The 24781-nt window shown below is 50.6% G+C and carries 21 protein-coding genes and 1 pseudogene; 12 read left to right on the top strand and 10 right to left on the bottom strand.

Going from position 1 to position 24781, the window contains the following annotated elements; all coding sequences use genetic code 11:
- Positions 1-207 precede the first annotated feature (207 nt).
- Positions 208-2241: a glycosyl hydrolase gene (locus GA004_RS03870; protein ID WP_283395983.1), complete on the top strand. Its 2034-nt coding sequence runs from the start codon at positions 208-210 to the stop codon at positions 2239-2241.
- Positions 2242-2323: 82 nt separating this feature from the next.
- Here the strand turns inward: GA004_RS03870 and GA004_RS18115 are convergent.
- Together GA004_RS18115 and GA004_RS03855 are read right to left on the bottom strand one after the other, a co-directional pair.
- Positions 2324-2679: pseudogene (locus tag GA004_RS18115) on the bottom strand (DUF1501 domain-containing protein); the annotation flags it as partial.
- 525 nt (positions 2680-3204) lie between these two features.
- Positions 3205-3774 carry a phosphoribosyltransferase gene (locus GA004_RS03855; protein WP_283395980.1) on the bottom strand — a complete coding sequence of 190 codons (570 nt, stop codon included), beginning with the start codon at positions 3772-3774 and terminating at the stop codon, positions 3205-3207.
- A gap of 70 nt (positions 3775-3844) precedes the next feature.
- On the opposite strand from GA004_RS03855, the gene GA004_RS03850 reads away from it, so the two are divergent.
- From GA004_RS03850 to GA004_RS03825, 6 genes are all read left to right on the top strand, one after another.
- Entirely contained in the window at positions 3845-4414 is a 570-nt protein-coding gene (locus GA004_RS03850) for a phosphoribosyltransferase (RefSeq protein ID WP_283395979.1), read from the top strand.
- A 369-nt stretch (positions 4415-4783) separates the two neighbouring features.
- Positions 4784-4954, top strand: a complete 171-nt coding sequence (locus GA004_RS03845; protein WP_283395978.1) for a hypothetical protein — start codon at positions 4784-4786, stop codon at positions 4952-4954.
- On the top strand, positions 4923-5201 hold the full coding sequence (locus GA004_RS03840) for a hypothetical protein (RefSeq protein ID WP_283395977.1): 279 nt from the start codon (positions 4923-4925) through the stop codon (positions 5199-5201). The genes GA004_RS03845 and GA004_RS03840 overlap by 32 nt, the downstream gene beginning before the upstream one ends.
- A gap of 395 nt (positions 5202-5596) precedes the next feature.
- Positions 5597-6496 (top strand): DMT family transporter, encoded by a 900-nt coding sequence (locus GA004_RS03835; protein ID WP_283395976.1) that lies wholly within the window; start codon positions 5597-5599, stop codon positions 6494-6496.
- Between the two features lie 272 nt (positions 6497-6768).
- Complete coding sequence (locus GA004_RS03830) at positions 6769-8262, top strand: sulfatase family protein (protein ID WP_283395975.1); 1494 nt, start codon at positions 6769-6771, stop codon at positions 8260-8262.
- A 69-nt stretch (positions 8263-8331) separates the two neighbouring features.
- Positions 8332-9714, top strand: coding sequence for a sulfatase-like hydrolase/transferase (locus tag GA004_RS03825; RefSeq protein ID WP_283395974.1), 1383 nt, complete (start codon positions 8332-8334; stop codon positions 9712-9714).
- Positions 9715-9809: 95 nt separating this feature from the next.
- Here GA004_RS03825 and GA004_RS03820 read toward each other — a convergent pair whose 3' ends face one another.
- From GA004_RS03820 to GA004_RS03795, 6 genes are all read right to left on the bottom strand, one after another.
- Positions 9810-10643, bottom strand: coding sequence for a PIG-L deacetylase family protein (locus tag GA004_RS03820; protein ID WP_283395973.1), 834 nt, complete (start codon positions 10641-10643; stop codon positions 9810-9812).
- A 24-nt stretch (positions 10644-10667) separates the two neighbouring features.
- Positions 10668-11456 carry a sialate O-acetylesterase gene (locus tag GA004_RS03815; RefSeq protein WP_283395972.1) on the bottom strand — a complete coding sequence of 263 codons (789 nt, stop codon included), beginning with the start codon at positions 11454-11456 and terminating at the stop codon, positions 10668-10670.
- Entirely contained in the window at positions 11453-11791 is a 339-nt protein-coding gene (locus GA004_RS03810) for a DUF1330 domain-containing protein (protein ID WP_283395971.1), read from the bottom strand. Before GA004_RS03810 ends, GA004_RS03815 begins: the two co-directional genes overlap by 4 nt.
- Before the next feature lie 89 nt (positions 11792-11880).
- Entirely contained in the window at positions 11881-12090 is a 210-nt protein-coding gene (locus GA004_RS03805) for a hypothetical protein (RefSeq protein ID WP_283395970.1), read from the bottom strand.
- Positions 12087-12401, bottom strand: a complete 315-nt coding sequence (locus GA004_RS03800; protein WP_283395969.1) for a hypothetical protein — start codon at positions 12399-12401, stop codon at positions 12087-12089. The genes GA004_RS03805 and GA004_RS03800 overlap by 4 nt, the downstream gene beginning before the upstream one ends.
- Positions 12402-12437: 36 nt before the next feature.
- Positions 12438-13436 carry a fibronectin type III domain-containing protein gene (locus GA004_RS03795; RefSeq protein WP_283395968.1) on the bottom strand — a complete coding sequence of 333 codons (999 nt, stop codon included), beginning with the start codon at positions 13434-13436 and terminating at the stop codon, positions 12438-12440.
- 594 nt (positions 13437-14030) lie between these two features.
- On the opposite strand from GA004_RS03795, the gene GA004_RS03790 reads away from it, so the two are divergent.
- From GA004_RS03790 to GA004_RS03780, 3 genes are all read left to right on the top strand, one after another.
- Positions 14031-15449 (top strand): sulfatase family protein, encoded by a 1419-nt coding sequence (locus GA004_RS03790; protein ID WP_283395967.1) that lies wholly within the window; start codon positions 14031-14033, stop codon positions 15447-15449.
- A gap of 432 nt (positions 15450-15881) precedes the next feature.
- A complete protein-coding gene (locus tag GA004_RS03785; protein ID WP_283395966.1) occupies positions 15882-16757 on the top strand; it encodes a sugar phosphate isomerase/epimerase family protein in 876 nt (291 codons plus the stop codon).
- A 165-nt stretch (positions 16758-16922) separates the two neighbouring features.
- A complete protein-coding gene (locus tag GA004_RS03780) occupies positions 16923-17516 on the top strand; it encodes a 3-keto-disaccharide hydrolase (protein ID WP_283395965.1) in 594 nt (197 codons plus the stop codon).
- A gap of 27 nt (positions 17517-17543) precedes the next feature.
- Here the strand turns inward: GA004_RS03780 and GA004_RS03775 are convergent, their stop codons facing one another.
- Positions 17544-17798, bottom strand: coding sequence for an enolase C-terminal domain-like protein (locus GA004_RS03775; RefSeq protein WP_283395964.1), 255 nt, complete (start codon positions 17796-17798; stop codon positions 17544-17546).
- A gap of 196 nt (positions 17799-17994) precedes the next feature.
- Between GA004_RS03775 and GA004_RS03770 the strand changes: the two genes are divergently transcribed.
- Complete coding sequence (locus GA004_RS03770; RefSeq protein WP_283395963.1) at positions 17995-21213, top strand: efflux RND transporter permease subunit; 3219 nt, start codon at positions 17995-17997, stop codon at positions 21211-21213.
- Positions 21214-21300: 87 nt separating this feature from the next.
- Here the strand turns inward: GA004_RS03770 and GA004_RS03765 are convergent, their stop codons facing one another.
- Entirely contained in the window at positions 21301-22032 is a 732-nt protein-coding gene (locus GA004_RS03765) for a hypothetical protein (RefSeq protein WP_283395962.1), read from the bottom strand.
- Positions 22033-22230: 198 nt separating this feature from the next.
- Between GA004_RS03765 and GA004_RS03760 the strand changes: the two genes are divergently transcribed.
- Positions 22231-24768 carry a DUF1592 domain-containing protein gene (locus GA004_RS03760; RefSeq protein ID WP_283395961.1) on the top strand — a complete coding sequence of 846 codons (2538 nt, stop codon included), beginning with the start codon at positions 22231-22233 and terminating at the stop codon, positions 24766-24768.
- Positions 24769-24781: the final 13 nt, after the last annotated feature.

The raw sequence follows: 24781 nt of genomic DNA, 5'->3' as shown, positions 1-24781 counted from the left end.
TTCATGAATTATTATCCCATTTTCTTTCCTGCTGCGTTTCCAAGATTTTAAGAACCTTCTGTGAATAAGTATTTTATTCAATGGGCCCGGGGTTGCTCTACAGCACATTCCTGATAAAAACGGCCTAGGCGTGAACCACTTGAAACCTTCGATTATCCAGATTTTTCTGGCTAAAGCGTACAAGCAATGTGCAAGTTTAGTTGTTTTATGTTTAGACTCGCTCCCCTGTTCCCTTTTCTGCTTCCACTTTGCGCCATCGCCTCTCCGTTGACCGTCTACGATCAGACTGATCTGGGGGGAATCGGAACCCCCATTCCCCTGCGGTATTCCATCTACGGCGATTCCGAAATCCCCAACGGTTTGAACGACAGAATTTCTTCCTTCCGTCTGGAAGCGGGTCACATGGCGGTTTTCTCCGACTTAGGCAGCGGCTTGGGTCCCGGTAGAAGCTACATCGCCCATCAAGAAGATCTGATTGTAAGTGCTCTTCCTGAGGAGCTGGACAACGCCGTTTCATTCATCCGATTAGTGCCTTGGAGATCCACCAATAAGAAAGGTACTGGTGGCGATCTAAGCGATGAACCTAGTGTCGACGCTTCTTGGTACTACCGATGGAGCCGCGATGTTGGCGAGGGCCAGGCCTTGGGAGAGCGCGAATACGTTCCCATGAGTTGGGGAGCCGGAGGGGCCAGAGACGAAGCCCTGCCTGACTACCTCGCCATGGATCAGGTCACGCACCTCCTAGGTTTCAACGAATCAGACAACTGCTTCGATCAAAGCGGACAGTACGGCGATCCCAAGCTCTGCAATGTTCCTACCGCCGTCGACTTCTACAAGAACCTACAGAAAGTCGGCCTCCGCCTCGGATCTCCAGCAACGCGAGAGGAAGGGGCGCAGAACACGAACGGCTGGCTCAACCAGTTCATGACTCAGGCCGAGGCAGCCGATGTACGCATCGATTTTGTTGCGCTTCATTGGTACGACTGGGAAAGTCAACCGAAAGCTAACCCGACGGTTCCCGCCAGCCAAATCTTTCGTCGCTTCAAGCGCTACTTGAGTAATGCCTACCATAGGCATCGCAGGCCACTCTGGATTACCGAGTTCAACGCTAACATCAATCGAGCTACGGATATTCAAAATGAATTTCTGCAGTTGGCCCTACCCTACCTGGAGTCCATCGGCTACGTCGAACGCTATGCCTATTTTCAACCCCTCACCGGAACCGGAGACTTTTTCGAGAATGGCCAGCTCACTTCCACTGGGGAGATCTACCGAGACCAAGTCTCCACTCTCGCATACACGCCCAATAAAATGCCATCGATTTGGGAGAGTCAGGACGTCGGTAGCGTAGGCCTCCCCGGCACAACCGTCCATGCAGATGGGACGTTCACAGTTTGCGGTTCTGGTTCGGGCATCGGCGGCATCGCCGATGAGTTTCACTACATGTACGCGCCTCTCACCGGAGACGGATCTATCATCGTCCACGTCGACGCCATTCTGCAACGAGGCGACTCGAAAGCAGGCCTCATGATTCGGGAAACCTTGGATACGGGTTCCAAACACGCATCGATGTTGCTGACTGAAGACGGCCAGGCCAGATTCGAACACCGCTCCTCCATGAACGGGAGTACCGGTGCCACCATCAAGAGCATTCTTTCTGGGTCCTACTGGCTAAAGCTCGAACGCCAGGGAGACGTGATCACCGGATCCTATTCCAATGACGCCGAGAATTGGACTACCCTGTCCGAGCAGACTATCACATTGAGCGAGGAGGTCCACGTTGGGTTAGCCGTATCTTCCCAAAATGATACCAATTTCTGCGATACGATTTTCAAAAGCCTCAGCCTCTCCAGCGTCTCCAACGACTCCGACAACGACCAGCTCCCAGATCAATGGGAACTCAATTTTTTTAAAAACCTAACTACGTCCGAAGGAGGAACAGGCAACTATGATGGGGATTCAAATACAGATTTCGAGGAGTACATAGTCGGCACCGATCCAACCGATCCTCGCTCATTCTTCAGTTCCACCCCCACCAATGCAGATAACGGCTTTTTAGAAATTACATTCCCGGGAGTTGCTGGGCTCACGTACACCCTAGAAGTAAGCAATGATCTGTCCCCAGGTAGCTGGAACGCCGTTAACTCCATCTCCCCAAACTCAGATGGTATACAAATGCTCAACTACACACACCCGGATAGCCCTGGTGCCCTATTCGGACGCATCAAAGCAGAGAACTAGCTGGGCTGGGTCAAACCCACTCTCAACATTCCACGTAATCGAACTCGTAAAGGTTTATTGCGAGTTTCGACAGTAATTCAACGAGCTCGTCTGTCTCGCCAATGACTCCCTTGTGGTTCAATCCTCCCGCAGCCAGCACAATGCTGAAGGTTTGCGCCTTGTGACCTCGACCGCCCTCATTGCCAAATCCCGGAGGCCGTCCGAATTCCGTACCGATTACAATGAGGGTTCGGTCCAACAAATTATGAGCTTCCAAATCTAGGGCTGGGAAGCGAAGGCAATGTCCAACTCCCTGATCCGTCCGTGCTGGATTAACTACCCTTGTTTGTGAGTATCCCACTCCGTTCCATAGATAAAGTTTAAATTGTGGGATACCTCGACGAACCGCACGCCCGATTGAACCAGGCGTTTTGCGAGCAAGCATCGCTGCCCGAAATCGCCGATACCTCGGAATATCGAAGATTTAGGGCTGGCGGCTTCTTTCGGAATATTGCCAACCAATACGGTATGGGCATTGATAAGCTCAACGACTACGCTAGGAAGCAGCCCATTATCGGCAGGGAAATCGGTGCCCTTATCCAACGACTCGGCGAGGGAGCGAGCTCGTACTTGATGCACGCCCGGGATTCTAATGGATACACGCCATTTTTCGCGTGTTTTTGACCGTTGATTCGGACATTGCGGCAAAACGAGTCTAGGACGATATCCATCAATCTGGACAAAAAGAAGAGGGTCCTGCATCTACCGTCGAAACGATTACCAGCACCCAAAACCAAGCCGAGCGCACACAAGGCCAATACTTCAGAAACTATGGGATAGATATATCTGACACTGAACCATTCGACTTAATTGTGGATACAAACGGGAAACCACAGCGGTGTTGTCAACTCGATCCGAGAAAGCTATCGAATTTGGCAGATAGAAAGCTGAGCACGCTTCGGGAAAACAGCAGAGCTAAAGTGTTCAGCTCCTACGAATCAACGGTGCAACTGCCGGTTTGTATTTTTCAATTTCCTCATGTGTCAGGCCTTTGAGCTCATACGGAAACACCAGCCATTCCTCCGTCGTGTGCAAAAAGTAATCAATTCGATTATCGTTTTTTTTGAACCTCGGTCGACGCCATAAAACGGCAGTGTGAACTTCCTGAGGATAATTGCGCTTGAGCGACTTTTCCAAACGTGACTTCACTGCCTGGATGCTATGGCCTGAGCTACAAACGTCATCTACGATTAACAAACGGTCATCTGCATTAAGGTTCTCGAGTAGATACTGAGTGCCGTGAACCCGAATATTCTCGGGAGAATTAATCATAATCTGATACGAGGCCATTCCTCGATAGGACGTCCGCAAGGAAATGTGATTAGTCTCGACTCCCAGAGTTTGCAAACACTCCTGGACGTAAATCCCAATCGCACTACCGCCTCGCCATAGTCCAACAATGAAGGTAGGCCTGAATCCGCTATCAAATACTTGCACTCCTAGATGGTACGAGTCCTTTATGATTGTTGCTTCATCGAGAAAATGCTTTTTCATCTTCCTCCAAGAGAATCAATAAATTGCCGATTGGCGATTCACTTTTTACATTGTCGCATATAGCAGGAAAATGAGCGAGAAACTCTACTTAACAGCAAACGGCTTGCTAGAGGATTCCTGGAAACTAGGAGCAAAAATCCTCGAGAGCGGCTTTAGACCTACGTTCATGGTCGCGGTCTGGCGTGGCGGCGTGCCGATCGGCATGGCAGTACAAGAGTACCTCAGCTATCACGGAGTTGAAACGGACAATATTGCAATCCGCACATCTGCGTATTCTTGTGGCATTGATGAGCAAAAGCGAGAGGTTAATGTCTCCGGATTAAACTATCTGGTTAAGAATATTCAACAGCAGGACAGCCTGTTGATTGTAGACGACGTCTTTGACAGCGGTCGATCGATCGAGGCTATCGTGAATGAACTGCAGAAAAGAGCTCGCTTGAACACTCCCCAAGATATTCGGGTAGCCGTGCCCTACTATAAACCGCATCGCAATCTCACAGAAAGGGTACCAGACTATTTCATACATGAAACCAGCTCCTGGTTAAAGTACCCACATTCTCTCGAAGGTCTAACGGTAGAAGAAATGAAATTCAAACGACCAGAGCTATATGAGATCATCGAGAGACACCTTCAACAATAGGGGTCTCACCTGGATATATCCAATTACCGACCGTGCTTGGGAACAGGAACCACTTGATGTTCACCAAAATAGTCGATCATAATTTCGGCAACTTGCCCAAGGGATTCAACATCCTTCAGTTTCGGCGAAAGATGTGTACAAGTCCCCTCCCTGAGCAAGAAATGAGGGTTTGGCGACAAACTAACGCTTGTCCGGAAGCACTGACTGCCCATTCAATTCAAGAGAAACGATTCTGCTCCCTTCTGGTTCAGAAAGATCGCAACGTAATTATTATCCAGATACATAGAGTAAGCCTCGCTCGAGTGTTGATGATCAATCGATTGCTCTTCTGAATTGGTCTGGCTTGTCGATTGGGTAACCGGGAGAATAATGGATACGCTAGACCAGCTGAGAATAGGGGAAAATACGCTCGTCATTGTCACCAACGAAAACGGCCCTCTCTTGGGCTCCCTCGAATTCGGCAAGCCGGAGGGCACTGCAAAGATTACCAATAGACACAAATCGATGGGTGGCTGGCACGGCAAGAAAGGACGGGTCTAGGAGTGTTGGCCACCGGGTTCCGTTCGTCGCTCGTTGGCCCGGGAAAATTGCCCCTAATACAACCAGCGAATACGCCTTTTACTTCACTGATCTGCTCGCCACGTTTGCCGATCTCTTGGGCGCAGACCTACCAGAAGGATACGGCGAGAACAGCTTCACTCTGCTCCCCGCCCTGCTCGGCCAACCCATAGACCATCGACCCAAAATCATTCATCACTCCAACTCGACCTACGCGCTGCGTTCTTGAAAATGGAAAATCGTATTCGGGCAAGGCGGAGATCTCGTTCGACCCCAATAGGGGTGAGGTTACTTGTTCGACTTAGAAAACGATCCCAGCGAAGCTAATGACCTCTGGAACGATCATCCCTAAATCGTTGTTCGACTCACTCGAGAATTTAGAGCCATCACGAAAACGCCAAACTAACAATTTCTCAACGACGGAGCAAAACTGGAATTGGCAAGAAATTCTCAAACAGTACGACCTACTCATCCGTGAAAAATCCTAGTTTCTGCGGGCAGCAAACCCCATTAATATACTAGACTGTCGTTTAGTCAGAAAAATCTAGACACAGATGAGTCCACAATGAGGCTCGCTTTTCCATTTGGCTGACCAATGATCTAAAGGGTGCCCCAACCTACCTCATGCTGAATCATTCCATTACAGCCAAAGCGGCGGTTGCTGCAATAATCCTCAGCATCCTTTGGGGTGGGAATACTCCCGCGATCAAGATCGCCCTGGAGGGAGTCCCGCCTCTCGCGCTTGCTGGGGTCCGGTTCATCATGGGCGCGTTGACCGTTCTGGCTTGGGTGCTGTGGTCACACATCCCGCTCCAGCCCAATCGCAAGGAGCGACAGCTTCTCTTCTTCCTTCTTATCCTACTTGTCCTTCAAATCTATACCCTCCACGCCGGTACCGATTTAACTCTCGCCGCCCACGCGGGGATTTTTGTGTTAACGGCTCCTTTGTTCGTTACGCTCCTTGCCCATTTTTTCCTCCCAGGAGATAGGCTCAACTCCTACAAAATCGCAGGTTTGTCTCTGTCATTCGCGGGTATCCTAGTAATTTTCGGAGAAGGATTTCTGACCTCAGCGACGGACTATCTTATCGGGGACGCCATTGTCATTCTTAGCGGATTTCTTCTGGGAGCTCGCCTAGTTTTCACAAAGACACTTACTCAGTCCATTCACCCTGCTCGACTTTTGTTTTGGCAGGCGACCCTCAGCGTTCCCATATTTTTCGTCCTAAGTTTTATCTTTGAGGACCTCGATTCCATCTACTTGGATACGAGAATAGTGCTCTCCATCGTCTACCAAGGTGTGGTAGTCGCTGGATTGTGCTTTATCTTTTGGACCCTGCTGCTCCATCGATACAATGCCAGTAGATTGAGCGTGTTTGGTTTTGTATCCCCAATTTCGGGAGTCGTCATCAGTCACTTCCTGCTGGGGGAACCCATAACCAACGCTTTGATCATCGGAGGGTTGCTCGTTGCCGCGGGTATAGGGGTCGTCAATTTTCGAGGACTGGGCGACTCCACTAACTAGATACTTCTGATGCGCAACTGACAAATGCGAAGTTTCCGTGCCAAGGTAGGGCGGCTCATCCTTAAGCAGTCGTAAAAGGGAAGTCACAGCGGATCAATAAGGATATTCAGCCTTACCTTTAAGCTCACGAGATACTCAGGTAAATCCCATTCAGAGAGCACTTTCACGTTACTGCTGTATCCTCGAAGGATCAATTCTTTACCCATAACTGAAAAACTGATACAACCCTATCTTTACCAAGAAATATCATGCCCCATAGGCAATAAGATTCTATGCAGCATTCAATCATCTGTCTCCTCTCTCTAACCCTATCGCCCTTTTCTCTAACGGTTTCTGCCGAGGAGAAACCAAACATCATTCTAATCATATCGGATGACCAAGGCTATGCGGACCTTTCGGCGATGGGAATCAGGGACGATGTCTCAACGCCGAATCTCGATCGCTTGGCCTCCGAGGGTACTCGCTTCAGACACGCCTATGCCTCCTCGCCGATCTGCAACACCTCCCGCTGCGGCATCATAACGGGGGTCTATCAGCAACGCTTCGGCATGCAATGGTACGGTGGACCGGGTATCACAGACTGGGAAAACCCGACCATGGCTGAACTGTTAAAGAAGGCGGGCTACACCAACGGCTACGTGGGCAAGGTTCACTACGGCTCACCCAACGGTCCCGGAACGCGAAACTTTCCTCTGGAGCACGGCTTCGACGAATTCTTTGGTTCAGAGAACGCTCGTATCCATTACTTGACACACAATCAGGACGCGATCGACGCCTTCGATGCCGCTAGAGCGAACAACCCGGAACCCAGCAATTCTTGGGGAATGGGACCCTTTCGCGATGGAGAGAAAGAAGCCGATATGGAAGGAATGAGTACTGAGATCTTCGGGGATAAGGCCCGCGACTTCATCAATAGAAATAAGGAAAAACCCTTCTTCTTGTATTTATCTTTCAATGCCGTCCACAACTTCACCCATCAGTTACCCCAAGAGTATCTAAATAAACATGGACTAGAGGATTACGATGACTGGGATCCCGCCGCCGAACCTTACCTCGACTGGTACTACCGCTCCCGTCGGCCCAACAATCCAGACGGCCGGGCTCACTACCTCGGACAGCTTCACTACCTCGACCAGGAAGTGGGCCGTCTAGTGGACCACGTAAACGCACTTGGTATCCGGGAAAATACGCTCATAATATACATGGGGGACAACGGCGGATCCCGTCCTATTTATGCAGAGAACACCCCTCTCAGAGGAAGCAAGTTTACCTTGTACGAAGGCGGCACACGCGTCCCGCTAATCATCAGCCAACCGGGCAGTCTCCCGGAGGACCGAATTTCTGATAACGTAGTCAGTGCCTTTGACCTGCTTCCCACCATGCTATCCGTAGCCGGAGAGGACGTTCCCGAATTTGCAGATGGCATCGATCTTATTCCCCTCCTAAAAGGAAATACACCTGAACTCCAACATGATGTGCTTCATTGGAAAACAGTAGACGAATGGTCAGTCAGACAAGGCGACTGGAAATTGCACACCGTCCACGGGGAAGGAGCGGCACCCGTTGAGAAAGTGGAGCTCGAGCAGGGCGTTTTTCTGAGAAATTTGAGAACTGATCCTTCGGAGAGGATCAATTTCGCCCAGCAAAATTCAGAGATCCTCGCAAAGTTGGGAGGGTTTCACCGAGCATGGATAGCAACTCTCCCGAAGAGCTTGAATAACGTACCGTCCGCCAACGAGTGGGCCGAAGCCCCTAAGGAAAAATAGAATGTAGCCGCTAGGAAACATTATCGGAAAATCACTGATCACGGCCAAACAAAACCTCAGGTAATCAAAATGAATTTCCTATCTCCCATTTTAAAATTTTCATTTTTCAATCTAATATTTTCAGTGACCGCGAGCGGCATGCCAAATGTCCTGATTCTCCTCACCGACGACCAGGGCACGCTCGATGTGAACTGCTACGGAGCCAAGGACCTTAAAACGCCCCACATGGACTCGCTCGCGGAAACGGGTATCCGCTTCACTCAAGCCTATGCCCACACGGTTTGCTGTCCTTCGCGAGCCGCTTTGCTCACCGGTCGCCACCCCAACCGAGGCGGAGTGCAGAGCTGGTTACAGGGCGACCGCAATGGAAGCGACGCCCACCTGGGCAACATGGATCCTTCAGAAATCACCCTCGCTGAGGTTCTGAAGGAAGCCGGCTACGAAACCGTGCTTTTTGGCAAATGGCATCTCGGAGCCAAGGTCGGTCACGGCCCATTAGACCAAGGCTTCGACCAACACTTTGGCCACCTCTCCGGCTTTATAGACAATTACACTCACTACTTCCTACATGGTCAGGGGTATCACGATCTCTATGACGACAACGAGGAAATCTTTCGAAGAAACGAGTATTTCCCGGTCATGATAGTTGACGAAGCCGTTGAATACATCGGCGAAGACCGAGAGGCTCCCTTTTTCGCGACCGTGGCCTTCAACCTCCCCCACTACCCCGAGCAGCCGCTTCAGGAACTCAAACAAGCCTATCCCGATCTCGAAATGCCCCGCCAGTCCTACGCCCGGGTCGTGGAAACCGTCGACCGGCAAATCGGTCGAATCCTCCAGAAACTCGACGAAACCGATCAACGGGAAGACACGATCATCATTTTCAGCAGCGATAATGGCCATTCCGAAGAAAACAACAGAGGCATCACCGTTGGCTACCACAATAGCGGGTACCCAATCGGCCACTACTACTTGGCTCATGGCGGTGGCGGCTATACGGGCAAATGGATCGGTCATAAAGCGACGTTCTTGGAGGGTGGCGTACGCGTGCCTATGATCATCAGCTATCCCAAAGAGCTCCCTCAAGGAATCGCCCGCGACCAAGCGATCACAATTATGGACTGGATGCCCACCCTTATGGATCTCATCGATCTGCCCGCTCCCCGAAACCGTCTCGATGGGCATAGCCTGCTAACCATTATTAAAAACGCCAACGCTCCCACCCCGCATCCCGTGCTACACTTCGACTGGAGAGAGGATTGGGCCGTACGCGAAGGCGATTGGAAACTTATCGCCAAGAAAAACCGTCAAAGCGGCGAAATGGTTTATTCGCTCCACAACCTCGCCGACGCGAAACCAGAGGTAAAAGACTACGCCAGCGAAAAACCCGAGCTCGTTGCCCACTTTAAAACGCTTCACGAATCTTGGGCCAAAGAAGTTAAGCCTAGGTAGCTAAGAGCTAAAAAGGGGCACGAAGCAGGTAGCAAGCAGGCGATCTCCGAGCGCCCCATCAGTCAGTATTGTTGTGGGCGCTCGGAGATCGCCCGCTACCGGGGAATCTGAAACAATCGCCGAATTGTATCTCCATCCATCTCAGCCCCATATTCACAGGCTTCAAACGTCTCGGCGTTGACAACAGTGACGCCTCGCCCGTCGCCATAGTGGCGTTTGAGGAAATCGCGGGCTTTTTCGCTCGGGCGACTGAAGCTTCTTGCAAATCGCGCGAGGGCTTCTAACCGCCGATCGGGGTCTGCCGGCATTTCTATTCCATGACGGTCAATCCAAGGTAGCCACTCGTAAAACTGTGACTCGTGACAATCCAGCATTCGTATCTTAGTATCCATGACCGAATCGATATCCACAGCTACATCGGGTTCAAACGGCGACGGCTTTTGAAAATCGTCCGAAAAATAAGCGATAACTGGTGCTTTTTCTAAACGAGGTGTATCCGGACAGATATTCGGAACGCCCACTAAATACGAACAGTCCTGAACTAGTTGTGATGTATAGCGATGATCAGGATGATAGTCGTTGGGGCGATGTGTTAGAATGAGGTCCGGCTGAAACTCGCGCATCAGCCGAAGCAACTCCCAGCGCTCCTCTAACCCCGGAACGAGTTTTCCATCCGGGTTATCCAAGACCTGATACTCGATACCAGCGACCTTGCCGGCCGCTTTTGCTTCCACCCTTCTACGATCCGCCAGCTCCTTGCCCGATTGCTCATGATGCCCCGCATCGCCATTGGTCACTGAGACAAATTGAACCGCGGAACCCGTTTGGGCCCACAGAATCGCGCACCCTCCCGCCTTCAGATCGCAGTCATCCGGATGGGCGCCAATGGCCAATATACGAGGTTTCTCTTCTGTATCAGTTTCACTCATACTTATAAATTTTTAATCTGCCAATTATAAATAGGCCTCGGCGTACCGCTTCCCGAAGATTCTGAGCGATCTCGTATCGAAGTGAACAATGTCACTATTGGGATTCAAACCGTCAGACGGCACGAACGCAACCCCCTCCATTCTCTTGGAGACGGCGATGTGAGCGATGTTGACCTGCTCTCTGTACTCATCCCAAGGTTTCGCAGGAAACTGTCCCAGTTGACCGAGAACAATCGGGACGTCAGGGGCGTTGAGCTCTGTGCGAAACCTCTGGAACAAGTCTTGCAAATTCCCCTCGTACGCCTTCGCGAGTCCTGGTTTTCCATCCGATTCCCCTTGATGCCAAAGAATGCCTTTCAATGCCCCATTTTTCATCGCTACGCGAGCTCGAGCGATCGCGTCATCCCAAGGGTGGGATTTCGTTTGGCTATGGTATCCGCCGGGTTCCCAGGTAGAAATGGCTGACCCTCCACAGGCCGCAGGTACCAATCCGATTGTGACATTCGGATACCTCTTAGCGATTGCCTCTGCAAACGATGTCGCCAATCCTACCCCAGTTACCGTTTTGTCGAAATGTATAGGGGCTACAGCCAGTCTCCACTTCCCGTCCTTGTCCAACGCCAACACTCGCGGGTGAGGCAGCTTGTCGGATTTTTCTATGATGCCCCGGCCGGCCATATTGGATGGGCCCGCGAGCAGAAACAGATGGATATTTTCCTTCTTAGGCAAATCCACCGGCGTATTCGTCTCTCCTATTACTGGAAAGCCTAGGCTAAAGGCGGAGCCCATGATCCCGATAATCAAATTTTTCATAGGCTAAGAGATTTACTGGCTTCCAACGCACTATCCCATTCCTCCTTCGCGTATCCATCAATAGCATATGATTGCACCTCTCCAGCCCCTTCACGCAAGTGCTTTACCGCTTGGTACTCCTCCGATCGGTAAAAACGTTTCGCATCATCCATAGACGGAAACTCGATCACCGCCAATCGAACCGTTTCCTCTTCACCCTCCAACATCTCTAGCTCGCCTCCGCGAACAATAAAACGTCCTCCAAACCGATTGATTAATCGAGGCGTGTGGCGCATGTATTGTCCATACGCGATAGGATTGCTCATATTTACACGAACCACAATGTAGGCTGACATGAGTCCACTCTCATGAACGCAAGGCGATTGATCAATCGCGAACTGCCCTTCTCCATTAAAACTTAGAGTCTGCCTCTCTCAGCTCTCCCTCATTGAACGAAGTAGGCAAGCAGGTCAGCCATCTCCTCCACCGATAAGGAATGCTCCAACCCTTCCGGCATCAAAGAGCGGCCCAAACCGGTCATGCTTTGAACGGCCGTTCTGGGGAAAGTCTTGGACTCGCCACCAAGCAAACGAAGGGTGACACTCTGCCTGTTTTCGAAACCAATCATTCCAATGTACGCTTCCCCGTTTTTCATTCGAAATTGAAAAGCTTAATATTGGGGAGCCACCTCTTGGTTCGGGTCCAGAATATTTCTGAGAATCGACGCTTTCCCAGCCGATTTAAACGTAGCGACAGGGGCCCAAACACCAGCCCACCTCCATCCAGCCCTTGGTGGCAAAGCGCGCAGGCCTTTCCGAAGGCCACTCTCCCCTTCATCCGGTCACCTGGAAAATCCAATGCCGACTGGTATAGAGCGAAGATATCGGATCGAGCCTCGACCTTGGGGAGCACTTCCAACGAACGGGCCACTACTTCTGCATCCGGATGCTGACGCAGTTTTCGCAAAGCTTCCGCTGGTATTTGTTCAAGCGACCGATCCCGTCAAGGAAAACTAGATACGGTCAGGCCCGAAGGAGCGACCATATCCTGCACGTCTATTTGTACGGGCTGAGAGGAGAGCTCTGATCCATCGCTCAACTGGGCAACGACATGAAATTCGAGCGTGCCTGTCACAGGGAGCCCGATGTTTCTAGTAAAAGGCGCTTCCTCAACCACCGCTACGGGAATCCCTTCCAGAAAATAGGTGACGCTTACCAGATCCGCACCCCCAAGAACTGAAAGATCGATAGTGACGCTGTCACCGAGATGGTAGGTCGATCCGCTCGGCGGATCTGACACTACAAAACTCGCAACTGGGGAAACAGTCACGGTAAAACTATCGCTGCTAGTATTCACCCCATCCGTCACATAGACTGTAATAGTGGATGAGCCAGTCGATCCAGCAGCTGGCACGACGGAAATATTGCGATTCGTTCCACTTCCAGATACAGTAATGTTCTGGCTCGGGATCAAAGATCCGTTAGAGCCCATCACACTCACCAGCAATTGATCCGCTGCGGTTTCCTCATCGTATATATTGAACGGAAACAGACCCGATATACCCGAGTCAGCGTCCACGGTCTGATTTGATAATCCAACGATGGTCGGCACGGTATTTACTTCCGGTTCGGTAGTATGGTTAACGACGTTTGTATAACCGGAACTACCAAATTCATTGTATGCACTTACTCTGTACCAATAGGTAGAGGAGGGCAGTGCCGTTTCATCAGTATAGGCGGTGACATCCGCGGCGACCGTTCCCAGCACCGAAAAGCTTGACCCATCCGTACTACGCTCTACTCGAAACCCCGTCTCGTTGCTAGCATTGTCATTCCACGTAAGAGTAACCTCCGCAGCTGATAAGGTCACTACAGAAACCATAGGGAGAAGAATCACCATTCGAATGGCAAATCCTAGATCCCCAACCAACTTGGACCCCCTAAATAAACCTGCATAGAGGAAACTTCGTTTCGCATCTTCTTGTCTAGAGCTATTGATCATACGAGTGTGATACGGTCTGCCCCTTCAAAACTTTAGGAAAATTTGAATTCGGTCATTTCGAAATTTACCAGAAACAAAAAGATAGAGCTATCCCTTCGATCAATTGCGACCACCTAAAAGTCCCCAATAAAGCTTCTCAGCTCCATCCCCGAGGTGTTTCTAGGTAGCGGGTGATCTCGTACTGGCGTAACCCGAAGCGTCGCCTGGAGCCACCCGGCTTTTGCAAAGAAGACTCTCTTGGTGCGTAATGACGAAAAGATAATCGCTATCGACCTAGACGTAATGAGCTAGTAAATCCGCATGGACAAATTCGCTTTCATTGGAGTTTCAATCAAAACGCTTCGACCTCTCGAGGTAGGGCGAGATCGTCCCGATCCGTCCTGGAGCCCATTCTCAAACGGGCGGATTCGCTAAGTTCAACTGACGCGGCGGACCGGGACGACCTCCCCTAACACTAAAAAGCTCTCGCGGGCTATTCAATTAAGTGGCTAAATTCGATTACAGCGCAACAATAGCCTTTTCGATAGAGAACCACCCGACTTGGTGACAAGTCATTAATCTGGGGCTCGATCGCCCTCCCCTTCCCAGTACCTCATGCACTCAACTAAAATCCTATTTTTTCTCTTAATTCTTGTGCCTTCCGCCTTACTCCTTGGTGCTAACCCCTCTCCCCATATCATACTCGTCATGACCGACGACCAAGGCTGGGGGCAAATGGGCTACATGAACCATCCGGTTCTTAAAACGCCTCATCTCGATGCCATGGCCGCCAATGGCCTCCGATTCGAACGATTCTACGCCGGAGCGCCCAACTGCTCCCCCACTCGTTCAACTGTAATGACCGGACGCACCAACAACCGGAACGGTGTCGAAGATCATGGCTTCCCCCTCCGGCTTCAGGAAAAGACCCTACCACAGGCCTTGCAAAAGGCGGGTTACACTACCGGACATTTTGGGAAATGGCACCTCAACGGTTTTCGCGGCCCCGGGGCGCCCATCCTGGGTTCGGATCCGCGGAGTCCTGGCGCCTTTGGTTTTGACGAATGGCTCTCCGTATCCAATTTCTTCGACCGAGATCCCATCATGAGCCGCCAAGGCACATTCGAAGAATTCGAAGGCGACTCCTCTGAAATCATCGTAGACGAAGCTCTTGAGTTCATCGCTCGACAAGCCATGGCGGAAAAACCTTCCTTTACAGTCATTTGGTATGGCACGCCCCATTCGCCTTTTATGGCCAGCGAAGAGGACAATGCTCACTTTCCCAATCTTGAGGACGCGTCCCGGAACCACTACGGTGAGATGGTCGCCATGGATCGCAGTATTGGCACCCTACGCAAAGGGCTCCGAGATCTGGACATCGCCAACAACACGCTGCTCTGGTTCAATAGTGACAATGGGGGACTGGGGGCAATCAAACCCGACACGGTTGGCGGACTGCGAGGTTTTAAAAATACGGTATTTGAAGGGGGACTGCGCGTACCTTGCGTCATCGAATGGCCCGCAGTTATCAAGCGAGCCCGTGTCACCAACCATCCTACAGCCACCATGGATATCTTTCCCACCATTGCCGAGATCGCGGGACTACCAGAATCCAGCATGCTTCAACCCCAAGACGGGGTCAGCGTCAGGACTCTATTTGATAATGAACTCGGTCCACGTAAGAAACCGATGGGGTTTCGACACCTGAGAAAAGCGGCCTTCATCGACAACGATTACAAACTTGTCGCCCCTGATTTGGACAAGGGCGTTTACCATCTATTCAACGTCGCGAAGGATCCGAAGGAAATCAACGACCTCTACCAAAAGGAAGCCTCCATCGCCCAGCGACTGCACAAGCAATTCGAGAAATGGAGCGAGTCTGTCCAATCAAGCTACGAGGGGAAAGACTATCCCGAGGGACGGGTCGACCCGGACCATCCCGGTAGACGCGACTGGACCGTTTCCGAGGAATATGCTCCATATATCGAAGGGTGGAAGAATCGACCTGAATTTGAGCGATACCTAAAACCCTGATGGCTCAGCGGCTGGCATTGGCTCTTACCTTTTGACTCAATCGCGACAAAAAGGTATGCCGTTAAGACCTAGTTTGACGACGAACTATATCTATCAGTGCGACACATCGGACCCGTTGTCCCAACTATTTCACTCTTTCAGGGATGAGGATTTGCTTCCCTACTCCCTTGAGCAGAGTGGCGGATCGCCTACCCCTAAGCGATCCGCCAATTCGTATTCTTACTAACCCTAAAATCTCGCTAAGCGAGAATGATCTACCATTAGCCGGATCCGTGCCAATCTCCTAAAAAGTCTTCAATCAACCGAATTATCGCATCTGGCGATTTGAATGCTCAAAAACGAAGCTCAAATTGATGCAGAAAACGAGGATTCGAAAAACCGAGCCCAGCGTATTGAGTTGAGCGGAACGGTCATTCGAGTAGTGTCTATAAAATGAATGCCATTTTCAACCGATTCAAAATAGTACATTTTGTAGTAGGAATTGCCTTCGCTGGAACCCCTTCCATTTTCGCTGAACTCCCGGCCAATTTTGGGAAGAATAGCCTAGTGGCCTGGTGCGTAGCGCACCGTTGGGATACCGCGGACCGCAGCCCGGCAAAACGAGCCGTAATGCTTTCGGAACTGGGAGTGGGACGCATCGCCTACAACTGGACCCAACAAGATAATCCTCAGTTTGAAGAAGAAATCCTGCAGTGCCAAAAACACGGCATCGAGTACTTCGCCTTTTGGAACGAAAACGAAGAGGCCTTTAAGCTCTTCGAGAAATACGGGCTTCAGCCTCAGATTTGGAAGATCAGCCCCTCGCCCAAGATAGATTCGCAGAAAGAAAAAGTCGCTGCAGCCGCCAAACGAATGATGCCGTTTGCCAAACGGGCCAAAGAACTGGGTTCCCCATTCGGCCTCTATAATCATCTCAACTGGGGAGGACACCCGGAGAACCTGATTGCGGTTTGCCGCGAACTGCACCGTTTGGGATATGACAACGTCGGCATCGTCTACAATTTCCATCACAGCCACGAAGAGATGGACCGGTTTTCTGAATACCTTCGTTTGATGAAACCCTATCTCCTTTGCCTCAACCTAAATGGTATGGCCGAAAAGGATACTCTCATCAAAGGATCCCTAGAAAACAAAATCCTCCCTATTGGCTCTGGAATTTACGAGAAGGCTATGATCCAAGCGATCATTGATTCTGGATACGATGGCCCTATCGGAATAATAGGTCACCTCCCCACTCAGGATGCAGAAAAAAGTCTCCGAGATAATCTTGCCGGACTTGATTCCATCTTGTCTGAACGCAAAAAGTGATTTTCCAAGAAAATAAACCTTAAGACTAGTTAGTTGAAGACCGGCTACCTCCTTGCCCTATGGATCAAATGCCCTATACATATGCTAACCGTGGGGATCAAATTCTCTAAGTTTCGGGTTCTTTCTGTACATGAAAGCAATTTCCTGTTCAATGACCTCAACCCAATGAAACCTCTATCCTCATTCCTTCTTCTTCTCACATTCCTATTCGCCAGTTGCTCCCAGAATGGCTCCGGGCTCAAACCCATATTTAATGGCAAGGACTTGTCGGGCTGGACCGCAAATGTAGATGCTTGCTGGAAGGTTAAAAACGGAATTCTTCACGCTGCCAACGACCCCGAACAAAAGGGCGACATCCTACAAACTGAAAAAAGTTACCGAAACTTTATCTTTCAGGCAGACTTCAAATTCGGCTCAGGGCGAATCGATACGGGCATCTTCCTTCACGACACCAAAGAGCAAATACAGATTGGCGAGTCGGGTAGTCTAAAGCGGGACATGACTGCCCTTCCCTACATACCCGGGAAAGGCTATCCCATCCAAGTCGAAACAGGTACCAAAGCCCTAAAGCTCGACGATTGGAACACCATCAAGGTACAAGTTAACGGAAACACTTACACCACTTGGCTAAACGGAACCCAGGTCATGACTTACGATTCTGAGACCATCATTCCCGAGGGCCCTATCGGCATCCAAGTGCACCCCAAGCGCGAAATGAGTGTCGATTTCCGAAACATTCTCGCTCAGGAACTAGAGTAGTAATAGGCTGCTGGAAAAAAACCGATACTAATTCTCGACTTTGATTCCCCAGCCGGGCTTGTCTCTAAGGTACAAGTTTCCGTCCTCCACGCGTTCCCCGTACGCTTTGCGGGTTCGTGCGGCATCAAACGCATATTCAAGTGACTTCACATTTTCTGGATACAAAGCGGCTGCATGTAGACTGGCTGCTGTGGACACAGGGCCGGAAGGATTGTGGGGCGAGACTTCGATCTTTCCCTTGCCCATTTCGATCAATCCAAGCAACGGGCCAAATCCTCCCACTGATCACCGTAATTTAGGGGAATCTTGATTTCTGGTATCCTTCTTCCTCAGAATGGCGTCGTCTCGAATAATATGGGGAGCAGCAATTTGATTCGGACAGGAATATTTAAATTGAATGCAATCAGATTCCAATCGATATAGAGATAACTTCTAGTTTTCTAGCCAACACGTTATTTCCCCAACTACCTAAGATTTCATGAACACGATGATCGCCTGGTTCGCTCGCAATGGAGTAGCCGCTAACCTACTGATGGTTGCTATAATTGGCGGGGGAATCTGGACCCTCAAAGACCGAATTATTCTCCAAGACTTTCCCGAAGTGCCCGACCGCACCGTAACCGTGTCCGTTGCCTATCGCGGTTCGACGCCCAGCGAAATCGAACAAGCGATTCTGACTCGCCTTGAAGAAGCACTTCACGATATTGAAGGCATCGACGAGATGGACGCAATGGCTAGTTCTAGCATTGGACGTGTAGTCTTGGATTTTGAAGAGGAATACGACCTGAACGAAAAGCTGAATGAAGTAACCAATCGGGTCGCCACGATTCAGACTTTTCCTCCCGATGCCGAACGGCCCCAGATTAGCCTAAGAACCAATTCTGAGAGAGTCATCACCATGGTATTGTCCGGTGACCTCACCGAAAAAGACCTCAAATTGATGGGCGAGCAGATCCGGGATGAAGTGGCCAATCTACCCGCTGTATCCCTCGCCTCGCTCAAGGCGATTCGTCCGTACGAAATTGCGATTGAGATATCCGAGCGATCTCTTCGCGAATTCGGGTTGAGCTTCGATCAGGTTACGAGAGCGATCCGAACATCGTCTATCGATCTTTCTGCCGGGAGCATAAAAACCGACTCAGGGCGCATCTTACTCCGTACGGATCAACAGGCGTACAACTACGACGATTTCTCGTCCATCACCTTGCTGGTACGAGATGATGGCGCAAAGATTAAAGTCGGGGACGTCGCCAAGGTAATCGACGGGTTCGACGAAACCCCTATTATCGCGCAACACAACGGAAGACGGGCGATCGCAATCGATGTATTCAGGACAGGATCACAAAGCATTATCGAAATCGGAGACTCGATAAAGGAGTTTATAGAATATAAAAAAAAGCAACTGCCTGCCGGCATTAGTCTCGGCTACTGGGGCGACAGTTCGGAACGGATCAAGGCACGCCTTAGCACATTGTCGAAAAGCGCGGTGATGGGATTCTTTCTCGTTCTAGCCGTTCTCGCTCTATTCCTGCGCCCTTCGCTGGCTTTGTGGGTCGCTTGGGGGATCCCGATCGCCTTCGCAGGCTCTTTCTTTATGCTTCCTTTTCTAGGGGTGACGATCAACGTCGTAGTTCTGCTGGCATTTATTATAACCCTCGGAATCGTCGTTGACGATGCCATCGTTACGGGTGAGAACGTATTTGAGCATATGCAGCGGGGGTCCAAACCGTTAACCGCCGCTATAAAAGGAACCCAAGAAGTAGCGGTGCCCGTCTTTTTTGGAGTCGTCACCACTATGGTGGCATTCTATCCACTCAGCTTGATGTCGGGCCGGTCTGGGGCCTTTTTCAAGAATATCCCACTTGTCGTCCTACCTGTTCTGCTTTTCTCGCTAGTCGAGTCCAAACTAATCTTACCCGCCCACTTAAAGCATTGTACCCATTTCCCGGACTCAGGAAAATCGAAAAACCCCTTTATCCGATTTCAACGCTTTTTCTCTGATGGCTTGCAGAACGCGATACTTAAATACTATCGCCCCGCCCTGAACTGGGCTTTGATCAATCGCTATACATCCTTTTCCATCTTCGTTTGCTTTCTCCTCATCTTTCTCGGACTAATAATGGGGGAAAGAATTGGCTACACCCAAAGGCCAAGTGTTCCCAGGGATACGACCACCGTTGCCCTACAAATGCCCTCCGGCACAACTTTTGAGACTACCTTGGAGAAGGTGAGGCTCATCGAAAACGCCGCCCTCAGTCTTCAGAAGGAAATCAACGAACGCTTCGAGGCAGAGGTCATACCCAATATTTTCGCCACAGCTGGAGGACAGCCCTTTGGCAACACCTTTTTCACTAGCGACGAGAACCAAGCTGGAATAGATGAACTAGGGGAGGTTGTCATCGAAATCGGAGCTGAGCCATCACAAAAATACGGGTACACAAGCCGCGATCTAGCGGACGAGCTCCGCAAGATGGTGCCTCCCATCCCTGAAGCCGAACGATTGAGTTTTTCCTTCGAGCGAGGAGGGTCAGGAGGAGCCCTTGCTTTTGAACTCATTCACCCGGACATTGATCTGCTTAAGGAAGCCTCCTCGGACCTACAAAGGCATCTAGAGTCGTATGATGGGCTGTACGACATTGTGGATACGTACGAAAATGCGAATGACGAATATAACTTGGAACTGAAGCCTGAAGCTGAATTTCTCGGCGTTACCGCGAGCAATCTTGCCCAGCAAATTCGGGCTGCGTTCTTCGGAGCAGAAGCGCAGAGAATTCAGCGAGAACGGGACGAGGTACGGGTCATGGTCCGCTACCCCGAAAAGGACCGACGCTCTTTAGCCTCTCTTCAGAACATGATGATCCGCACCGCCAGCGGATCGGAGGTACCCTTTGAAACCGTCGCCAAAGTGGTACCCGGCAAAAGCCTTCCCTCGATTCGTCGTATCGACCGAAATCGCATCATCCAGGTCAGTGCAGATGGCGACACCAACAAATTGGATGTTGAATCCATTGAGGTCGGGATCCTCGAGGAATTTCTACCCAACTTAGTGGCGACCAAGTATCCCGGAATGGGATTCGACGTGCGCGGACGCGCTGCGGAGGCCCGCGACAACAATCGCGAAATGACCGCTGGCATCTATTTCATTCTGGCCGTGATATTTGCCCTTCTGGCGATCCCCCTGAGAAGCTACTTTCAACCTCTAATCGTAATGTCCGCCATTCCGTTTGGGGTCGTTGGAGCAATTATGGGGCACTGGTTGATGGCCTGGATCTTCAGTTGGAACGGTGGTGAACCGAGACTCTACCAATCTTCCATTTTTGGAATGATGGCATTGTCCGGAGTCGTAGTAAATGACAGTTTGATTCTAGTCCATTTCATGAATACGAATATCAAAAAAGGCATGGCTATCGAAGAAGCCGTTCGGATTGCGGGTGTCCGTCGCTTTCGTCCGATTTTGCTGACTTCTTTGACGACGTTCTTCGGTCTCCTGCCGTTAATGTTCGATCCACAGCCTAGCTCCTCCTTCCTAATCCCGATGGCGATTTCATTGGGCTGGGGCATTATCTTCGCAACCGCGATTACCTTGGTTCTCATACCCGTCCTTGTCCTCATTTTCGATGACGTCACGCACTTATTCTGTCGTTTATATAATATCAATCCTAATTTGTCTGAAGAAGAAGAGGAAGAGGAACTTTAAATAGCCTAACGGTTGCTTCCGGCAGGGAAGTTCGGCTCGTTTCTCCTATGTCCAATCCCAAAAATAGATGGACAAATAAATCACTCCCTAACGTCGTTTGGAGGCCCCTGCCGGAGGTGGCAGGCCGACCATTTTTGCAGCCCGACCGGCGATCTTGGGCTCTGGATCATTCTGCGCGATAAAGGTTAGCCAATCACGCACCTCTGCATCCTGAGTCAGTGACTCCAGCGCTTCAATCCCATAGTAACGTAATCGACCGTTCTCGAAGCCGTTCTCTACCTCTAAATTCAACGCAGTCAGCACATCATCGCGATGCTCCCGGGTGACAAGCCCCTTCAAAGCATGCAACGCGGCTGCCTGGTCATACGGCTTCTTCGGATCTGAAAATAGCTTCCACATGGAATCGACGGCTCCCTGATCGAACTGGCCATAGCGCTTGAGCAATCCGGCTTGTTTCGCTCGCTCCCAAGCCGGACGCCTCTCATCCACTAGAATATTGTAGGCGTTTACCAACTCGCGTTCTTGCGTTTCGATAACACCCAGCGAATCGATGCTTAATGCAAGCTCCGCGATGTCTTGCTGTTGAGAGCTTAGCTCTTCAATCCGCTTCTCTAGGAAGGGCGCTTCTGTCTCCTCTAACGCTGCGGGTCGACCCAACGCTTCCAAAGCGGCAAGCCGTTGACGAAGGTCTTCGACCTCAGCTTGGAGAGCTGAGTCCGAAGCAGGGGATTCCAGAAGCGCTGGAGATTCCTTTCTAATGATGGCAATGGCTAGTGCGGCTACCGATAACAAAAGAGCGATAACTGGAATAAGTTTCATAAATTTTCTCTTTAATCAATGAAGGGGGATCTCGGGTAGGTCAAACCGACTCTACCCCTTTTCTTCTGTGGCCCAGGTCTACTAGGCAATTCAATTTGGAGAATCCGGGATCGTCCAATTTCACGTCCTAAGAGAGAACTCTTGCGAAAGCCCCATTAAGATGTAGATTGATAACAGACTCTTTCACTCATTTTCCCAATGATACTGTCCCAGCAAATCGCAATTTTAGCCTCTTTCTGCTTAGGATTCAGCGCCTTCGCGTCGGAAGGGCCAACTGCGGTGATGCCTGAGAATCACTTTGATTTTTTAAACGAATACTGTCTGGACTGCCACGATGCGATTACCGAGGAAGGCAATGTCAACTTAGAGGACTTGTCCTTCAATTTGAGTACGCTCGCAACGGCAGAACTCTGGCAAAAAGTTCTCAACGTACTCAACTCTGGCGAAATGCCCCCAGAAGACGAGACGCAACCCGAAGCCCAATCGAAGACCGATTTTTTGGACGACCTGTCACATCAAATGGTCACCGCTCGAAACATCCTCAACGACAGCGGTGGTGTTATCACGATGCGCCGCCTCAACCGGCGCGAGTACGAGAATACCATCTGGGAATTGCTTGGCGTGTCGATCGAAGCGGAAGAGCTTCCCAAGGACGCGAGTACAGGCTCATTCGACACGGTGGGTTCCGCTCTCTTTTTTTCCAGCGACCAATTTGAGCAGTACCTAAACATTGCCAAACGTGCATTAAACGCCGCGCTGACAACGCCCTCGCGCCTTAAACCAACCCGTGTGCTCAAGGAATCCGAGATCGCGACTAACAAAACGATCCAAAATAGATACAACAAGCTGCTGGATGCCAAGATACGAGGGGAGCAGTGGAAAGAGTCCGGCAAATCACCGTCTGAATTCGGCTTTATCGATGCCGCCCGCGTCAAGTTCGAAACGGGTCTCTACAATAGGGACGGCATCGGCTACTCCCATTATCTTTCCCTCCCTCAGACCAAAACAGGCACAGTGTTTTATGTGACCTGGAATGGGGCCATAACCGATACCATAACCCTTCCCAAAGAAGCTCCCCCGGGGAAATATATCATACGAGCTCGCGTAGGCGGGTTTGAGGAAGCCCCGATGCGGAGACGCTTCCTTGAAATTGGAACGGTAGAAAGTGGCGCTCGGTCCGGAGAATTGGCTATCCTCGACTACCGAAAAGTAACCGGCACATACGAAGAACCTCAAATTGTCGAGTTTCCGATTACCATTACGCCCTCGTCCAGCCGAAAAATTGGAGTTCGAGAGCGGCAGCACAACAATCGCGACGCGGCGCGCTTCGTTTTCCGGAATGCTCGTCAGCGGGACGAGCCCCTAGAGCCGCCCGCACTTTGGATCGACTGGCTCGAATGGGAAGGACCAATTCAAAACGAGAAGTTGACCCAATTTCAAACGCTCGTATTCGATCGAGGACCTTCCGCAATCGAGAATGATGAAGACGCCAAGGATATACTGCGAAGATTCTCCGAAAAAGCGTTTAGAACCCAAGAGCCCACCGACAGCTTCCTGGATAAGTTGATGAGCCTTTATCGGGATAAGCGCCAAGCTGGAGCCAATTTCAAAACGGCTCTCGTGGACCCCCTAGCAGTCATACTCGCTTCGCCGGCTTTTCTCTATTTGAACGAGCCGAAACCGGGTGAGGAAAAGCGTGAACTCAACGATCTCGAACTCGCAGTCCGGCTCTCCTATTTCCTCTGGAGCGCCCCGCCTGACGACGAGCTATACCAAGTCGCCAAAGCGGGAAAGCTCAAGAATTCAATGGCGTTGGAGCACCAAACCAACCGAATGCTTTCGGATTCTAAAGCCTGGCACTTCGTCAGCGGGTTCACGAGCCAATGGCTCCATATGGATCGACTCAATTTCTTCCAATTCAACTACGAATTATATCCTGAATTTGATGACAGTGCCAAAGACGCAGCTCGAAACGAGATCTACCACACAATCCAGACACTCTTCGATGAGAACCTGAGCATAAAGCATTTACTCAAGTCCGACTTCGTTGTGATTAACGACCTTTTGGCTGAATACTACGATATACAGGGTGTAAAGGGGCGCCATTTCAGAAAAGTTTCTTTGCCAGATAGTTCACCCAGAGGTGGACTGCTTGGTACCGCTGCAGTACTTGCTATGGGTTCTGATGGCGAGCGCTCATCACCCGTAGAACGCGGTGCTTGGGTCATGCGAAAACTACTCAATGATCCACCTCCCCCGGCACCGGCCAATGTACCGCAACTCAGTCGACTGTCAGAAAAGCGACTCTCCGCCCGCGAACTGCAAATTGTTCATATGGAAGAGCCCCAATGCGCCCAGTGTCACCAAAAAATTGACCCAATTGGATACGGTTTAGAAAATTTTGATGCTGCCGGCAAGTGGCGGTCAATGGAGAGAATCATCGCGACGAAGAAGAATGAGGAGGATTCCTGGGCCCCCATCGACCCCAGTGGCACTCTCCCTGACAAAACTCCTTTCAACGACTTCTTCGAGCTAAGGGACCGGATCGCAGAGAAGGGTGACTCGTTTGCTCTTGGGCTCACCGAATCCCTCATTGAATATGGTCTCGGTCGACCGTATGGATTTACCGACTATGATTTGGCCCAAGAGATCCTATCGGAGGCTAAATCCAGTGAATACCAGTCTCGGACGTTCATCCATGCTCTCGTTCAATCCGAACAATTTCAACAAAAGTGAGAAATATTTTTCC

The sequence above is a fragment of the Candidatus Pelagisphaera phototrophica genome (genome assembly GCF_014529625.1).
Lineage (GTDB): Bacteria > Verrucomicrobiota > Verrucomicrobiia > Opitutales > Opitutaceae > Pelagisphaera > Pelagisphaera phototrophica.
The sequence above is the reverse complement of the archived record's forward strand: the minus strand, read 5'-3'. Positions and strand labels throughout refer to the sequence as shown.

Bases quoted from the DNA above. Each gene is read 5' to 3' on its own strand.
- GA004_RS03870 (WP_283395983.1), top strand. From the start codon at position 208: ATGTTTAGACTCGCTCCCCTGTTCCCTTTTCTGCTTCCACTTTGCGCC.
- GA004_RS03855 (WP_283395980.1), bottom strand. From the start codon at position 3,774: ATGAAAAAGCATTTTCTCGATGAAGCAACAATCATAAAGGACTCGTAC.
- GA004_RS03850 (WP_283395979.1), top strand. From the start codon at position 3,845: ATGAGCGAGAAACTCTACTTAACAGCAAACGGCTTGCTAGAGGATTCC.
- GA004_RS03845 (WP_283395978.1), top strand. From the start codon at position 4,784: ATGGATACGCTAGACCAGCTGAGAATAGGGGAAAATACGCTCGTCATT.
- GA004_RS03835 (WP_283395976.1), top strand. From the start codon at position 5,597: ATGCTGAATCATTCCATTACAGCCAAAGCGGCGGTTGCTGCAATAATC.
- GA004_RS03830 (WP_283395975.1), top strand. From the start codon at position 6,769: ATGCAGCATTCAATCATCTGTCTCCTCTCTCTAACCCTATCGCCCTTT.
- GA004_RS03825 (WP_283395974.1), top strand. From the start codon at position 8,332: ATGAATTTCCTATCTCCCATTTTAAAATTTTCATTTTTCAATCTAATA.
- GA004_RS03820 (WP_283395973.1), bottom strand. From the start codon at position 10,643: ATGAGTGAAACTGATACAGAAGAGAAACCTCGTATATTGGCCATTGGC.
- GA004_RS03815 (WP_283395972.1), bottom strand. From the start codon at position 11,456: ATGAAAAATTTGATTATCGGGATCATGGGCTCCGCCTTTAGCCTAGGC.
- GA004_RS03810 (WP_283395971.1), bottom strand. From the start codon at position 11,791: ATGTCAGCCTACATTGTGGTTCGTGTAAATATGAGCAATCCTATCGCG.
- GA004_RS03805 (WP_283395970.1), bottom strand. From the start codon at position 12,090: ATGAAAAACGGGGAAGCGTACATTGGAATGATTGGTTTCGAAAACAGG.
- GA004_RS03795 (WP_283395968.1), bottom strand. From the start codon at position 13,436: ATGATCAATAGCTCTAGACAAGAAGATGCGAAACGAAGTTTCCTCTAT.
- GA004_RS03790 (WP_283395967.1), top strand. From the start codon at position 14,031: ATGCACTCAACTAAAATCCTATTTTTTCTCTTAATTCTTGTGCCTTCC.
- GA004_RS03785 (WP_283395966.1), top strand. From the start codon at position 15,882: ATGAATGCCATTTTCAACCGATTCAAAATAGTACATTTTGTAGTAGGA.
- GA004_RS03780 (WP_283395965.1), top strand. From the start codon at position 16,923: ATGAAACCTCTATCCTCATTCCTTCTTCTTCTCACATTCCTATTCGCC.
- GA004_RS03770 (WP_283395963.1), top strand. From the start codon at position 17,995: ATGAACACGATGATCGCCTGGTTCGCTCGCAATGGAGTAGCCGCTAAC.
- GA004_RS03765 (WP_283395962.1), bottom strand. From the start codon at position 22,032: ATGAAACTTATTCCAGTTATCGCTCTTTTGTTATCGGTAGCCGCACTA.
- GA004_RS03760 (WP_283395961.1), top strand. From the start codon at position 22,231: ATGATACTGTCCCAGCAAATCGCAATTTTAGCCTCTTTCTGCTTAGGA.